Source organism: Parabacteroides leei (genome assembly GCF_023369805.1).
GTDB lineage: Bacteria > Bacteroidota > Bacteroidia > Bacteroidales > Tannerellaceae > Parabacteroides > Parabacteroides leei.
The window spans coordinates 240,623-254,156 of record NZ_JAMBQG010000007.1 but is presented as its reverse complement, the minus strand read 5'-3'; the positions used below and the strand labels follow the sequence as shown (position 1 = coordinate 254,156).

Annotated in this window: 14 protein-coding genes; 13 read left to right on the top strand and 1 reads right to left on the bottom strand. The window is 37.6% G+C overall.

What is annotated here, in order from left to right; all coding sequences use genetic code 11:
* The first annotated feature begins 29 nt into the window (after positions 1-29).
* From M1P97_RS12625 to glmM, 11 genes are all read left to right on the top strand, one after another.
* Positions 30-1,658 carry an OmpP1/FadL family transporter gene (locus M1P97_RS12625; RefSeq protein WP_249389274.1) on the top strand — a complete coding sequence of 543 codons (1,629 nt, stop codon included), beginning with the start codon at positions 30-32 and terminating at the stop codon, positions 1,656-1,658.
* A gap of 141 nt (positions 1,659-1,799) precedes the next feature.
* Positions 1,800-3,503, top strand: a complete 1,704-nt coding sequence (locus tag M1P97_RS12620; RefSeq protein WP_249389273.1) for a hypothetical protein — start codon at positions 1,800-1,802, stop codon at positions 3,501-3,503.
* Between the two features lie 164 nt (positions 3,504-3,667).
* Positions 3,668-4,030: a DUF3244 domain-containing protein gene (locus M1P97_RS12615; protein WP_249389272.1), complete on the top strand. Its 363-nt coding sequence runs from the start codon at positions 3,668-3,670 to the stop codon at positions 4,028-4,030.
* Positions 4,031-4,066: 36 nt separating this feature from the next.
* The gene (locus tag M1P97_RS12610; RefSeq protein ID WP_249389271.1) at positions 4,067-5,647 is read left to right on the top strand and encodes a hypothetical protein; all 1,581 of its coding nucleotides are present in this window, start codon (positions 4,067-4,069) and stop codon (positions 5,645-5,647) included.
* A gap of 214 nt (positions 5,648-5,861) precedes the next feature.
* Positions 5,862-6,455, top strand: a complete 594-nt coding sequence (locus M1P97_RS12605; protein WP_046148865.1) for an RNA polymerase sigma factor — start codon at positions 5,862-5,864, stop codon at positions 6,453-6,455.
* Between the two features lie 143 nt (positions 6,456-6,598).
* A complete protein-coding gene (locus tag M1P97_RS12600) occupies positions 6,599-6,775 on the top strand; it encodes a hypothetical protein (protein ID WP_249389270.1) in 177 nt (58 codons plus the stop codon).
* Positions 6,776-6,852: 77 nt separating this feature from the next.
* A complete protein-coding gene (rpe, locus tag M1P97_RS12595) occupies positions 6,853-7,503 on the top strand; it encodes a ribulose-phosphate 3-epimerase (protein ID WP_249389269.1) in 651 nt (216 codons plus the stop codon).
* 37 nt (positions 7,504-7,540) lie between these two features.
* Positions 7,541-8,821 carry a ComEC/Rec2 family competence protein gene (locus M1P97_RS12590; RefSeq protein WP_317242816.1) on the top strand — a complete coding sequence of 427 codons (1,281 nt, stop codon included), beginning with the start codon at positions 7,541-7,543 and terminating at the stop codon, positions 8,819-8,821.
* 45 nt (positions 8,822-8,866) lie between these two features.
* Positions 8,867-9,916 (top strand): DHH family phosphoesterase, encoded by a 1,050-nt coding sequence (locus M1P97_RS12585; RefSeq protein ID WP_195374603.1) that lies wholly within the window; start codon positions 8,867-8,869, stop codon positions 9,914-9,916.
* 55 nt (positions 9,917-9,971) lie between these two features.
* Positions 9,972-10,562, top strand: a complete 591-nt coding sequence (locus tag M1P97_RS12580) for a DUF4827 family protein (RefSeq protein ID WP_195374602.1) — start codon at positions 9,972-9,974, stop codon at positions 10,560-10,562.
* Positions 10,563-10,570: 8 nt separating this feature from the next.
* A complete protein-coding gene (gene glmM / locus M1P97_RS12575) occupies positions 10,571-11,959 on the top strand; it encodes a phosphoglucosamine mutase (protein ID WP_195374601.1) in 1,389 nt (462 codons plus the stop codon).
* Positions 11,960-12,402: 443 nt separating this feature from the next.
* Here the strand turns inward: glmM and M1P97_RS12570 are convergent, their stop codons facing one another.
* On the bottom strand, positions 12,403-12,894 hold the full coding sequence (locus M1P97_RS12570) for an NUDIX hydrolase (RefSeq protein ID WP_249389267.1): 492 nt from the start codon (positions 12,892-12,894) through the stop codon (positions 12,403-12,405).
* 101 nt (positions 12,895-12,995) lie between these two features.
* On the opposite strand from M1P97_RS12570, the gene M1P97_RS12565 reads away from it, so the two are divergent.
* Positions 12,996-13,247, top strand: a complete 252-nt coding sequence (locus M1P97_RS12565) for a hypothetical protein (protein ID WP_195374599.1) — start codon at positions 12,996-12,998, stop codon at positions 13,245-13,247.
* A 9-nt stretch (positions 13,248-13,256) separates the two neighbouring features.
* Positions 13,257-13,532 (top strand): Txe/YoeB family addiction module toxin, encoded by a 276-nt coding sequence (locus M1P97_RS12560; protein WP_249389266.1) that lies wholly within the window; start codon positions 13,257-13,259, stop codon positions 13,530-13,532.
* Positions 13,533-13,534: the final 2 nt, after the last annotated feature.

Sequence of the window (13,534 nt, the reverse complement as noted above, 5' to 3'; positions counted from 1 at the left end):
GAAGTTTGGTTGATTAAATAAACAGAAAGATGAGAAAGTTATTAGTGGCTGTTTCGGTCCTGTTGTTTTGTTATGGTTCAGCTTTTTCCCAGGAAATGTTGGATGCTTACAAATATAGTAGTAATGACTTGAGCGGCACGGCACGTTCTTTGGGAATGGGAGGCGCTTTTGGGGCTTTAGGTGGTGATATTTCCGCTATGAGTAATAACCCGGCAGGGTTGGCTGTTTATCGCAGTTCAGAAGTGGTTACGACTTTGAGTTTGTCTTCTATTGGAGCTAAGACTGATTGGTTTGGTAATAAGGAAAATAATAACCGAGTGAAGTTTGATTTCGATAATATAGCTTATGTCGGGTATTTTCCGACTTCTAATGATGGCGGTATTGTAAATTGGAATTTTGGTTTGTCCTATAACAGGGTAAAAAACTTCAGAAGGAATTATTCCATGACTGCTCGAGGCGGAACTAATTATTCGTTGTCTGATTACACGGCGACTATGGCAAATCTGAATGAATATAGGGCAGGTGATTTGTTGGATACGTCAGGTAGTGGGTCTGGCGGCAATGACCCTTATCGGAATAGTCAACTTGACTGGATGTCTGTTTTGGCCTATAATGCTGGGTATATGAATGCTTATAATGATAATGATAATGATAATGACAAGCTTTATTATAGTACTTTTACAAATCCGGATGGAAGTGGGTTCCCTATGAGTGAAGCTAATCTTATTGTAACCGAAAGCGGGTATATCGATCAATATAATATAGCTTTTGGTATGAACATATCTGATATCGTTTTGCTGGGAGCAACTGTGAAAATTACAGATTTGGATTATAACCAGCAATCTTATTATAAAGAGGTATATGAAAATGGTAGTCTGTTGACTTTGGGGAATGATAAGGATGGTGTCAATGGGTTGAGTACCGATGGAACCGGATATGGATTCAATCTTGGGGTAATCGTTCGTCCTTCTGATTACTTCCGTTTGGGAGTCGCTTATAATTCTCCGACTTGGTATAAAATGACTGACTATTTCCGCTCTGGCGCTTCTGCGGATACTCCTGAGTTTTCAGAAGAGGTTTGGGCACATACTCCTGATGGCGCTTTTGGAGATTATAAATATCGTACGCCTGATAAATGGATATTTAGTGCAGCAGCCATTATCGGTCAATATGGATTGATAAGTGTAGATTATGAGTTGACAAATTATAAGCGGATGAAGTTGTATTATGCTGATGGTATTTCGAATGACAATGCGAATGGCGATATAGATAATGCTTTTGGTATAGGAAATACGATTCGTGTTGGCGCCGAAGCGAAAATAACTCCTCAATTTTCTGTTAGAGCAGGAGGAGGATGGACAGGAAGTCCTTTGGCTAGTTCTTACAAAAATGGATCAGAACAAATCTTTACAGCCGGAACAATTCCTCATTTTACACTTGATCAGAGTATGAGCTATTATACAGTGGGTTTGGGGTATCGGTTTACACCAAATTTTTATACAGATATAGCTTGTGTATTCAAAACGCATAAACAAGATGTTTATGCATTCTCGAGTATACCGGGGGATAATCCTGGTGAGTATTTAATTAAGGCCGAGCCGGCTACAATGAAAACAAATACGACAAAGGTGGCATTAACTTTAGGCTATAAATTCTAAAGAAGATAGAAGATAATTGAGATTATATTTTAGGTGATACTTTTTTTGAAAGGTATCACCTATTTTTTTTGTTTTTTATTGTGTTTTTAAATGAAAAAATAGCGATATTGAGTTCTAGTATCTTTTGAAGTTTTATTATTTATGAAGTATTTATTTATCTTTTTTTCTTTTATCGGTTGTTTTAGTTGTGATTTAAGAAATCCTCAACAAGTTCAAATTGAAAAAATAGAGTCTTTGTTAACTACGTATCCTGACAGTGTTTATCTATTACTAGATAGTTTGGTTAATGAAAATGATTTGGATGAAGCTTGTTTTGCTAAATCCTGTCTTCTTATTTCTAAAGCAGCAGATAAAATCAATGGAAAATTACTTAGCATAGCTGATTATGAAAAGAGTATTGCTTGGTATAATAGTAATGGAGAGGAAGCTGATCGGGCTCAGATACTTTTTTATTTGGGACGTTCTTATACGGAGAAAATGCAATATGAAAAAGCTATGAATGCTTATTTGTATGCACTTGGTTTGTTTGAAAAAATTCAAGATTTTAATAAAGCCGGATATGTTGCGAGTTATATGGCTGATTTATTTGAGGCGCAAAATGATCCTGTAGGTGCACGAAGAAATTATATGTTAGCTGCAGATTATTTTCATAAATCAGGAAATGAAAGAAGTTATGTGTTAGCATTAAATGATATTGCTAGGGAGTTAGCTTTTCAGGATTCATGTGAATCAGCTCTTAAATATTTAGAATATGCAGATTCATTAGCTTTTATCTTGCAGGATTCTATCGTGAAAATCACTGTATATAATAGTCTTGGAAATGTGTACAAGATCATGGGTAAGTTTTCACAGTCAGAAAAGTACTTACTTGGGGCAGCCTCTATTGATACAACAACATGGGGGATTCCCAATTTGCTGGCTTTATCTGATTTATATTTAGAAGCAGGTGATCTGAATAAAGCATCAGATTTTCAAAATCAGATGATGTGTAAGATTGGTAATAACAAACAATATATTGATATGATAATGTATAATCAATATAAGATATATAAAGCTCAGGAAAGTTATAAAGACGCATTACTTTATCTGGAAAAATACCAGGATGTATTTGATTCTAATGCTCAGATCAGTGATAATGTGAATTTGCTCGAAATGGAGAAGAAATATAATAAGTTAAAAGTCCAACAGGAAAATCAACGATTGAAACTTTCGCAACAATTACATATAATTTTATTGATTGTATCCATATTAATATTATTGGTAGTTTCATTAATCTATTTAATATTTCAGAAAAAAGCATATAATAAAATACATAGTCAGGAAAGGGAAATCAATCAATTTAATATTGATGTATTAAATTTGACTCTTGAGTTAGAGCAGAAGAAGAGGATGTTAAATTCAATGAGAAAGGAGTATCTTAAAAAAGCTGATCTGGAAAACGATATCAGTACATTGAGTAAGGAGCTGGATCGGATAAAGAGAAAACAATTGTTGGAATCAACGATCGGTAAAAAGTTGAAAGTTCTTTCTCAAAAACACATGCCGGGGAATACAAAAACGATGATAACAGAAAAAATGTTTGAGAATATAGAAATAGAAGTAAAGAGAGTGTATCCTGAGTTTAAATCTCAGATTTTGGAATTGTGTCCTAATATATCTGATTCGGATTGGATGTATTGTTGCTTTTTACTGTTTAACTTTGATGTAAAGGCAGAAGCTGTTTTACTCTGTTTAACCCCTGGTTCCGTAAGAACTCGCCATCTAAGATTGCGCCAGCGATTGAACATTCAATTGGGCAATGGAACTCTCTATGATTATTTTGTGAATTTTGTTATAAACTCTTGATATTAAATGGTATATATGCTTGATGAATGTTTTGTTTGTCTATTCGAATTTTGTAATTGATTGATTATCAGGTGATAGTTGTGTACTGGTTTTTGCAGGATTTTGTAGTATTGATGGTGAAGGTTTGATATTTTTGCATTAAAACAACTTGATACTATAAAATTATGAGAAATGTGAAAGTTTTGTTAATTATGATGTTGGCATTATTTGTAACGATGCCTGCATTTGCCTTAAGACAAATACGTTTTAAGAATTATTGGATTAGGAAAGCTAAAAGTTTTTCTGCTCAGTTTCCTATCGTCGCATACATAGAGGATGACGATAAAACACTTCACTTACAGTTTCTAGAAAATTTAGGTGATGTTACTGTTTGCGTGAAAGATGAATCGGGTAATGTCGTCTATGATCAATTGATTGAAACTGTGAATGACCCTTCTCTTGTTATCCCAATGTTTAGTCAAAAGGGTAATTATATAATATCTGTATCTAATGAATATAATAATGTAGAAGGTGAGTTTGATTTTTAATTAACCTTAAATACATTGTTGAAAAAAAAATTTATTATGAAAGTCTTTGCACAAATTATTGTAGTAAGTATCATAATGATGTATGGTGCTTTGTTCATGTCGTCATGTACGGATGATCTTTCTTCTAATAGGTATGAGTTGGGATCTGGTAGTGTTATAAAAAAGACAAACACTGAAATAAAAAAAGAATTTGGAGCAGCATTAACGAAAGTTTTGGCGGAAAGTACTCCCGTAAGAGAGTTGATAAAAAAGGAAGCATTGAAGCAGATTGATTATGATTATGATGTGCTTTATCTAATGGTGAAGGATCAGATATTAAGTGATAATACGACTTTGGAAGGATTATTATCGAAATATTTAAATCGAGATTTTTTTGAATTGGTTGAAAACCAAATACCCAATTTGACAATATTTGTACCAGAGTTACCTGATAATTCATTCTCTGCTGAATTATGGGATGTGGAAACAGATATTCCTGATGTTGGTGTTAGAACATTTGATACTGAAGGGGTGCCAGCTTTTAATGGGCAAAAAGGTGAATATATTATTAGTGCCGCAGAAGTGCCACGATATCCAATTGTGGTAATAAAAGAAAATGAAAGAATTATTGCTGGCAATATGATAACTAAATCACTCGGAGAATATGGAGCAGTGCTAAAAGCGCAATCTGATTCAAACTTAGATTTTGTTTTTTTGGATGATGTGTTTGATAATTTTAATTCAGGCAGTTCTTCTATAACTTTAAAATCAGGAAGAAGGGATAATATCTCTCACAATTTGGAAAAAGCGAATGAGGCATATAATATATATAAAGGTGTGGATGGTTGGCATAGAGATTATGTTTATTATAATTTGAAACCAGAGAGTGGGATACCACGAGATAGTCTTAAAGGACCATTTATCTATAAGTTTAAAGAATGTATTATAGGATTTGAATTATTAGGTGATCCTATGTCTGCTTTGGCTAAAATATCGGATCAAACTGGAGATCCAGATATAAGTTCTATTGGTAGTGGTAGAAATATTTCTTGGACAGAAGGGGAGTTTGAATTTTTAGTTAAAACATATCTTGCATCTAAATCTCTTACAGGCAGTGAACTAAAAACGTTTTTTAGGGCCAAAGGTGATGATTTGTTTCTTCATACTAGTGGAGGTGGACGTGGTCAACAAAGTTCTATACGTTTAATTACAATGGACTTGAAACTTCCTCTTTTTGAATGGAATTTGGAAGACTATGCGCCTTCTGTGAAGATTGCAATAGAAGAAGTAGATGATACCCAGTCGTTTAGAAACACAGAGACGACAACAGTAGAATTTGCAGGAAATATAAGTTTTGATATATCTTGGGGTAAAACGGTTAAGAAAGGATTGAAGTTCGGAGCAAGTGCCAAAAAAAATCATACGGTGGTGTATGAAGTAACAACATCAAAAGGAAATGATGAGTTAGGTGAAGTTATTGTTAATTTTGGTGATCCTATAATTGAAAGTATTGATTCTGTCCGTAGTTCTAGTGGACGATACGATCCATCTGGTCCACAATATATTATAATGAATAATTATAATTCAAAATATTATACAGGTTGGTATCGATTGTATATTGCTCCAGAAGAGATGTGATTAATTTGTAGTGAAATATAGTTTGTTAGCAAATGTCCCCTGTTCGTACATAAAAGGTATGGACAGGGGACATTTTTATGTAAAAGTAACAGAAAAGTTTGCCTGTTTAAAATACTTTTTGTTCTTTTGTTTTCGAAAACAAAATTGTATAACATTTAAAACCTCATTGCCTATAGCATAAACATTACTCAAGAAACTATAAAATACAGAAGTAATGAAGACTTTAAAATCGATGACAGACGAAGATCTGGTTGTCCTTTATGCACAGGGTAATAATACCGCCTTTGACGTGTTGTTAAATCGTCATAAGAGCAGTATCCATTCCTATATTTACTTTATAGTCCGCAATAAAGAGTTAACGGAAGATATCTTTCAGGAAACTTTTGTGAAAGTGATTATGACTATTAAACAAGGCCGTTATACAGAAAACGGTAAGTTTAAAGCATGGATCACCCGTATTGCACATAATCTGATCATTGACAATTTCCGTCAGGAACGCAGTGAAAATACTGTATCCAACGATGAAGTGGAAGTTGATCTATTCAATAATATCAAGCTTTGCGATGGAACGATCGAAGACAATATCGTGCGTCATCAGGTATTGTCGGATGTGAAGAAGTTGGTAAAACATCTTCCCGACAGTCAGCGTGAAGTTCTGGAAATGCGTTATTACCAGGATTTGAGCTTTAAAGAAATAGCCGATATTACAGGTGTCAGCATTAATACAGCACTGGGACGTATGCGTTATGCTATTCTGAATATGCGTCGTATGGCTGACGAAAACCATATAGAATTATCTTTGGCATAATCGGTTCGCGAAGCGAGCTAATTCTAATTTAGGGTTCGCGAAACGAGCCAATTTGTTTTATCCGATAAAAATAATCTGCTACTCGTACAATAAGTAGAAACTGCTCTCGTTTTATTATCAAACGAATAAAAAAGGGGATGCCTATGAAGAGATTTTCTACTCATTGTATGGATGAATTGAAGGATAAAACTAAAAAGAACCGGAACGAGAGAAAAAGTGCGCCGAGTAAACAGACGCTTGACTTCCTTTCTCAATTTGCGAGGAGCTATCATGTAGAGCCCGCATTGCAGCCGGAGTTTTGTGGTTATGTGATGAACTAAGAAATTGAAGGAAAGAGAACACCGGTAATAGTGTTCTCTTTCTTTTTTTTGTACCTTTGCATAAAAGACTTGAAATTATGAAACATAAGATTGCTCCTTCTTTGCTGGCTGCCGATTTTCTGAACCTGCAAAAAGAAGTAGAAATGATAAATAACAGTGAGGCGGACTGGTTGCATATGGATATTATGGACGGGGTATTTGTTCCGAATATCTCTTTTGGCTTTCCGGTACTGGAGGCTGTAAAGCCTATCCTTAAGAAGCCTATGGATGTGCATCTGATGATTGTCGAGCCCCAGAAGTTTGTAAAAGAAGTGGCTGCGGCCGGAGCTTATATGATGAATGTTCATTATGAAGCCAGTACACACTTGCATCGTACTATCGGGGCGATAAAGGAAGCTGGAATGAAAGCGGGAGTTACGTTAAACCCGCATACTCCGATCAGCTTGCTGGAGGATATTATCCAGGATCTCGATATGGTATTGCTTATGTCGGTCAATCCCGGTTACGGGGGACAGCGTTTTATTGAGCATTCTGTAAATAAAACAGCTCGCCTGAAAGAAATGATCCGGGAAAAAGGATTGGAAACTCTCATTGAAGTAGACGGTGGTGTGAATCTGGAAACTGGGAAACGTTTGATAGATGCTGGTGCGGATGTGCTGGTTGCCGGTAGTTTTGTTTTTAGTTCTCCTGATCCGATACGAACGATAAAAGAACTGAAAGATATGTAGAGATTTATTTCAACCAACCAAAACCAACCTTTGTATGATAATAAAAGAAATACGAAAGCGGCCTTTTATCAGGCCGCTTCTTATATGGATAACCGGAATCTTACTGCAAGCTTACCTGGATTGCTGTATTCTGTCACTATTGTTGATACTGATCCCTTTGTTAATTATTTTACTTTCTTATATAGCTGCAATATCCCGATCGGAAAAGAACTATTGGAGTTATGAATTTCGTTGGATATGGGGAGTGGTATTTCTTTTGTTATTACTATCTCTCTCTATTCAACGAACGGCATATTGGCAGGATAGAAATGAAAGGCCTGCATTCTCTTCTGTTTCAGAATTGGCTGGGCAAAGGCAGCAGCGTTTATTGAAACCTTTCGAACGTTTGCACTTGTCGGATGAAGAAAAATCTGTGCTGGCGACGATTACCTTGGGATATCGGGAAGGAATGAGTCGGGATGTAAAAAGACGTTTTTCGGTAACCGGAGTTGCCCATCTTCTGGCTGTAAGCGGTTTCCACGTCGCTATTGTTTGCGGTTTCCTTTCTTTGTTTTTCTCCTTCTTTCCTAAAAATACCTTTTATAGGTGGCTGACGTTTTTATTGACGATTAGTTTGCTTTGGGGGTTTGTCTTGATTACCGGATTTGCAACTTCTGCTATCCGTGCCGGATTGATGTTGACGTTGTATCTGACGGGTAGAACACTGAGACGAAGAACTGACGGTTATAATACATTGGCAGCTTCGGCATTTTGTATGCTGGCGTTTGATCCGTTTTATTTATTCGATATCGGTTTCCAGTTAAGCTATCTGGCTGTATTGTCTATTTTGTATCTGCAACCCCGGCTTCAAAAGCTGATCGATGTAAGAAATCCACTTCTGGCTGCTCCCTGGGGGTGGATAACTGTAACATTGTCTGCACAAGCGGGAACAACATTGCTTTGCTTATATTATTTCCGGCAATTCTCCCTGGTCTTTTTATGTACAAACTTGCCATTAACCTTGCTGGCAACTTTTCTTATACCGACCGGGCTTATCTGGCTGATGTTACCGGTCGGGTTTCCTGGATATGAATTACTTCAGCATCTTGTGGAAACAATGACTCATACTTTATTACAGATCGTAGATGCTTTTAGTAAGGTTCCGGGGGGAACTTTTTCTTTTCAGCTTGATTTATTCCTGACAATCTTGGGATATGGGGTTGCCTTTTTTTTACTGTTGTTTTTGCAAACCCGGCGCCCACGATTTTTATTCGCCTCGTTACTTCTATTGTTATTTATATTGTTTGATTTGTTTATTGAACGTTTTTTTACTGTGTAGAACATAAAAAAAGTAGTACCTTTGTCTTTGTAAACAAGATAAAATATGATTACAAAAATCATTCAGGAAGAGAAAATTCAGAAAGCCAAGAAATACGTAGAGAAAGGCGAAAGTTTTGTTATTGTGACCCATGTTACTCCCGACGGCGATGCCCTCGGTTCAGCTTTGGGATTGTACCATTTCCTTACAGCCTATGGTAAAGATAATGTAACGGTAGTTGTCCCCAATGAATTCCCATTATTTTATAAATGGATGCCGGGAGCAAAGGATATTGTGATACACGAAAAGTATCCGGAATTTGCGGAGCAGCTAATCCATGATGCGGATGTGATTTTTTGTCTGGACTTTAACGAGCCTAAACGTATAGAGAAAATGGCTTCGGCTGTTATCGCAGCGGAAGGACGTAAGGTCTTGATCGATCATCACCTGAATCCTGCCGACTTTTGCAGGGTTTCCATGTCATATCCGGAAATGTCGTCTACAAGTGAAATGATTTTCCGTTTTATTTGCCGTATGGGTATGTTCGATCTGCTTAACAAGGAGGCTGCCGTTTGTATTTATACCGGTATGATGACGGATACAGGTTCTTTTACCTATAATTCGAATAAGCCTGAAATTTATACGATTATCGGTGAACTTATAAAGAAAGGAATAGATAAAGATTTGATTTACCGTAAGGTTTTCCAGGTCTATTCAGAATCACGTCTTCGCATGCAAGGCTACGTCTTGTATGAAAAGATGAAGATCTACCCGGAAAAACATGCTGCATTGATTACGCTTTCACAGGCTGAATTAGACCGGTTCAACTATGTAACCGGTGATACGGAAGGTTTTGTGAATATGCCGTTGAGCATTGAAGGGGTATCGTTCAGTGTCTTTATTCGTGAAGATAAAGATTATATTAAAGTTTCTTTACGCTCGGTTGGAGATTTCCCCTGTAACTTATTTGCTTGCCAGTATTTTAATGGCGGCGGCCATAAAAATGCTTCCGGTGGAGAGTTTCATGGTTCTCTGGAAGAAGCTGTAGCTGTCTTTGAGAAAGGATTAAAAGAATTTAATCCTAATAAAACAGAAGAAATAGAAAAACTTGGCTAAGATGTGGCGGATATTATTTACATTTGTCGCTCATTTATACATTAAAGAATAACAGATGAAAAGAGGTTTTTATATCCTGATGATTATGTGTGTGGCTCTATTGGTGGCATCGTGCGATAAAACGAAGTCGTATACTGAGCGCTTGAAGGATGAAAGGAAAGCAATTGATCGGTTGATTGATCATGAGGGATTTAAGATTCTTAAAAACTATCCGTCAGATGGTGTTTTTAAGGAGAATGAATTTGTGAAGTTAGATAATGATGTGTATCTGAACGTGATAGATTCAGGAAATGGAGAACGGGCAGTGCTAGGGAAAACAAAAGTTTTTTGCCGATTTGAAGCGAACGGAATTTTAGATTCCGATACAGCTTATTTAATGGTTGATAATTTGTCTCCTGAATTTAATAATAGGTGGGGATTCCCTACCGAATTTATATTTGGTTATAATGTTTCTGCTGCTGAAAACAGAGATTATGATCCTGATTTATTTGTCGGTGAAGGGTTGGCAACGGGCTTATATCATGTTGGAGACGGTGCTATTGTAAGGTTGATCGTTCCTTTCAAACGAATGGCCTCTGGAGGCTATTTCCAGAGTAAATATATTCCGGTCTATTTTAGCAAGGTAAGATATACATTTGAAAAATAATCTAACTTATGACACTTATTAAATCTATTTCCGGTATTCGCGGTACAATAGGCGGAGCACCGGAAGACGGATTAAATCCGTTAGCCATTGTGAAGTTTGTTGCAGCTTATGCAACCTTCATTAGAAAAAGCACAAAAGCAACATCAAACAAGATCGTAGTAGGACGTGATGCCCGTATCTCCGGCCCGATGGTAAAACAGGTGGTTTTAGGTACGCTTACGGGAATGGGTTTCGACGTGGTCGATATCGATCTGGCAACAACTCCGACTACTGAATTAGCTGTGGCCATGGAAGGTGCATGTGGCGGTATTATTTTGACTGCCAGTCATAATCCGAAGCAATGGAACGCATTGAAGCTGCTGAATGAAAAGGGTGAATTCCTGAATGCGGCTGAAGGTGCTGAAGTTTTGGAAATTGCAGCTTCTGAAAGCTTTGAGTTTGCTGATGTCGATCATTTAGGAAAAGTGATCGTTGACAATACATACAAACAAAAACATATCGAGAGTGTACTCAATCTCGACTTAGTAGATGTAGAAGCGATTAAAGCTGCTAATTTCCGTGTTGCTATTGATGCTGTAAATTCCGTAGGTGGTATTGTTCTGCCGGATTTATTGTATGCTTTGGGTGTGAAAGAGATTTTCAAACTGCATTGCGCTCCTCATGGAAATTTCTCTCATAATCCGGAACCTCTTCCTGAGAACCTGACTGAGATCTCAGATTTGATGAAGCATGCAAAAGCTGATGTAGGTTTCGTTGTCGATCCTGATGTAGACCGTTTGGCTATTATCTGTGAAGATGGTGAAATGTTTGGTGAAGAATATACTTTGGTTGCAGTAGCTGACTATGTGTTAAGCCATACACCGGGTAATACGGTAAGCAATCTGAGTTCAAGCCGTGCATTGCGTGATGTGACGCGTGCTCACGGTTGTGAATATAATGCAGCTGCAGTAGGGGAGGTAAATGTTGTTGCCAAAATGAAAGCGACCAATGCTGTTATAGGTGGTGAAGGTAATGGGGGAGTGATCTATCCGGCCAGCCATTATGGACGTGATGCTTTGGTGGGTATCGCTTTGTTCCTGACTCATCTGGCAAAGAAGAAAATGAAAACAAGCGAATTACGTGCCAGCTATCCTCCGTATTTTATCTCTAAACAGAAAGTTCAGCTTACTCCGGAGATCGATGTGGATGCAATTTTAGCTAAGGTAAAAGAGAAATTTGCTCAATATGATATTACTGATATCGACGGTGTAAAGATCGACTTCCCGGATAAGTGGGTTCACCTTCGCAAAAGTAACACTGAACCGATCATCCGTATCTATGCAGAGGCCCATACAATGAAAGAAGCCGAAGAGATAGGTGGCGAGTTGATCGCAGTGATCAATGAGATGTGTAAATGATCTGAAGAATATATATAAAAACGCCTATAAACCATTCACCCTTCCCCTTCGCCTCCTAAAGTGCTGGTTTCTTTTATTTTAATGTGGTGAATGGTCGGTGAACGGTTTCTCTAAAATGTGAACCCAAATGACAGGTTTTGTAGGGGTGGGGTTTGCCCACCCTTTGCGACAATAATATAACAACCGGTGAAGAAGGGCGGGCAGACCCCGCCCCTACGGTCGAACCTGCCTGTTCCATTGTGACGGCGCCTGTAGGGGCGGTTCGCGAACCGCCCCTACCAACAACACTACATTTATATCTGTCAAAATATGAAGGTGAACGGTTTGCTATTAACCATTCACCTTTTTTTGAAACCATTCACCTGTGTTTATTGCAGATGTGTCTTGTTTTACAATGTGTTGAATGTGGTCGGGTGAACGGTTTTTATGCTATTTTTAATATGTTATAAGAACAACCGCTGAAACTCCTGCTCGAAATTCGGAGTAAACACGCTTTTCCCCAGATTGGTTTTTATCTCTTCCATCGGCCAGAAACGTCCGCCATCCAACTCTTCGGTATCCGGTTGGATTTCTCCGTTGTAAACGGTACGGAAGGTATTGACCAGTTCTTTTTCGATGGCCGATTCGAAGACATAACGGGTAATGAATTGTGGAACAAACTCGGTTATACCTAATTCTTCCCGAACTTCCCGGCGGAGGGCTTCTTCTACTGTTTCTCCGTAATCGATATGTCCGCCGACAGCCGTGTCCCATTTGCCAGGCTGGATATCTTTATTCATCGAACGCTTTTGTAAGTACAATTCTCCTGCATCATTAAAAATATGCAGGTGGATAACCGGATGTAATTGTTTGCTCCCGCTATGGCATTCCCGGCGTGTCGCCTTACCTATTGTTTCTCCCTCTTCGTTGACCAGAGGGAACCATTCTTCTTTCATCTTTTTCTGTGTTTTGAGCATGCAAAGATAAGGAATAAAGGAGGTTGGAATATGGATTTTAATTATTACTTTTGCAAAGGACATAATAAAAAGAAATAACTATGACAAAATCAACTATGGCCCTGGAAGCTGAAAAAGCTGAATTGGCAAGAATTGTATTAGCCTTGGATGATATGGATTTAGTAAAGAAAGTAAAAGCTTCTATTAAACGTATTACTACTCCGAAAGAAGATCCTTTCTTTACCAACCCGGCAAACTTGGCTCATTTCCGGAAATCTGTGCAACAGAAGGAAAACGGAGAAGTTGTGGAATTGACGAAGGAAGATTGGCAAAAGTTATTATTATCGGAATAGCTATGTATTATGTATAAAGTTATACCAACAAAGCAAGCGCTGGATGATATCGAATTATTCAGGCGGGCAGGAGATAAAGTGAGTTTAAAGAAAATATATTCTTTGATTGAAGAACTCTATGAACATCCTTACACCGGAACAGGCAAGCCTGAAGCTTTGCGGGGAAACTGGTCCGGCTACTGGTCTCGCCGTATCAATAAAAAAGACCGGTTAATTTATACGGTTGAGGAAGATAAGGTAATCGTAACAGTAGTACAAGCGACAGAGCATTATAATGACAAATAATA

Coding starts and splice junctions, on each gene's coding strand:
- rpe (WP_249389269.1), top strand. CDS start 6,853: ATGAAACATAAGATTGCTCCTTCTTTGCTGGCTGCCGATTTTCTGAAC.
- M1P97_RS12565 (WP_195374599.1), top strand. CDS start 12,996: ATGACAAAATCAACTATGGCCCTGGAAGCTGAAAAAGCTGAATTGGCA.
- M1P97_RS12615 (WP_249389272.1), top strand. CDS start 3,668: ATGAGAAATGTGAAAGTTTTGTTAATTATGATGTTGGCATTATTTGTA.
- M1P97_RS12570 (WP_249389267.1), bottom strand. CDS start 12,894: ATGAAAGAAGAATGGTTCCCTCTGGTCAACGAAGAGGGAGAAACAATA.
- M1P97_RS12585 (WP_195374603.1), top strand. CDS start 8,867: ATGATTACAAAAATCATTCAGGAAGAGAAAATTCAGAAAGCCAAGAAA.
- M1P97_RS12560 (WP_249389266.1), top strand. CDS start 13,257: ATGTATAAAGTTATACCAACAAAGCAAGCGCTGGATGATATCGAATTA.
- glmM (WP_195374601.1), top strand. CDS start 10,571: ATGACACTTATTAAATCTATTTCCGGTATTCGCGGTACAATAGGCGGA.
- M1P97_RS12610 (WP_249389271.1), top strand. CDS start 4,067: ATGAAAGTCTTTGCACAAATTATTGTAGTAAGTATCATAATGATGTAT.
- M1P97_RS12580 (WP_195374602.1), top strand. CDS start 9,972: ATGAAAAGAGGTTTTTATATCCTGATGATTATGTGTGTGGCTCTATTG.
- M1P97_RS12600 (WP_249389270.1), top strand. CDS start 6,599: ATGAAGAGATTTTCTACTCATTGTATGGATGAATTGAAGGATAAAACT.
- M1P97_RS12620 (WP_249389273.1), top strand. CDS start 1,800: ATGAAGTATTTATTTATCTTTTTTTCTTTTATCGGTTGTTTTAGTTGT.
- M1P97_RS12625 (WP_249389274.1), top strand. CDS start 30: ATGAGAAAGTTATTAGTGGCTGTTTCGGTCCTGTTGTTTTGTTATGGT.
- M1P97_RS12605 (WP_046148865.1), top strand. CDS start 5,862: ATGAAGACTTTAAAATCGATGACAGACGAAGATCTGGTTGTCCTTTAT.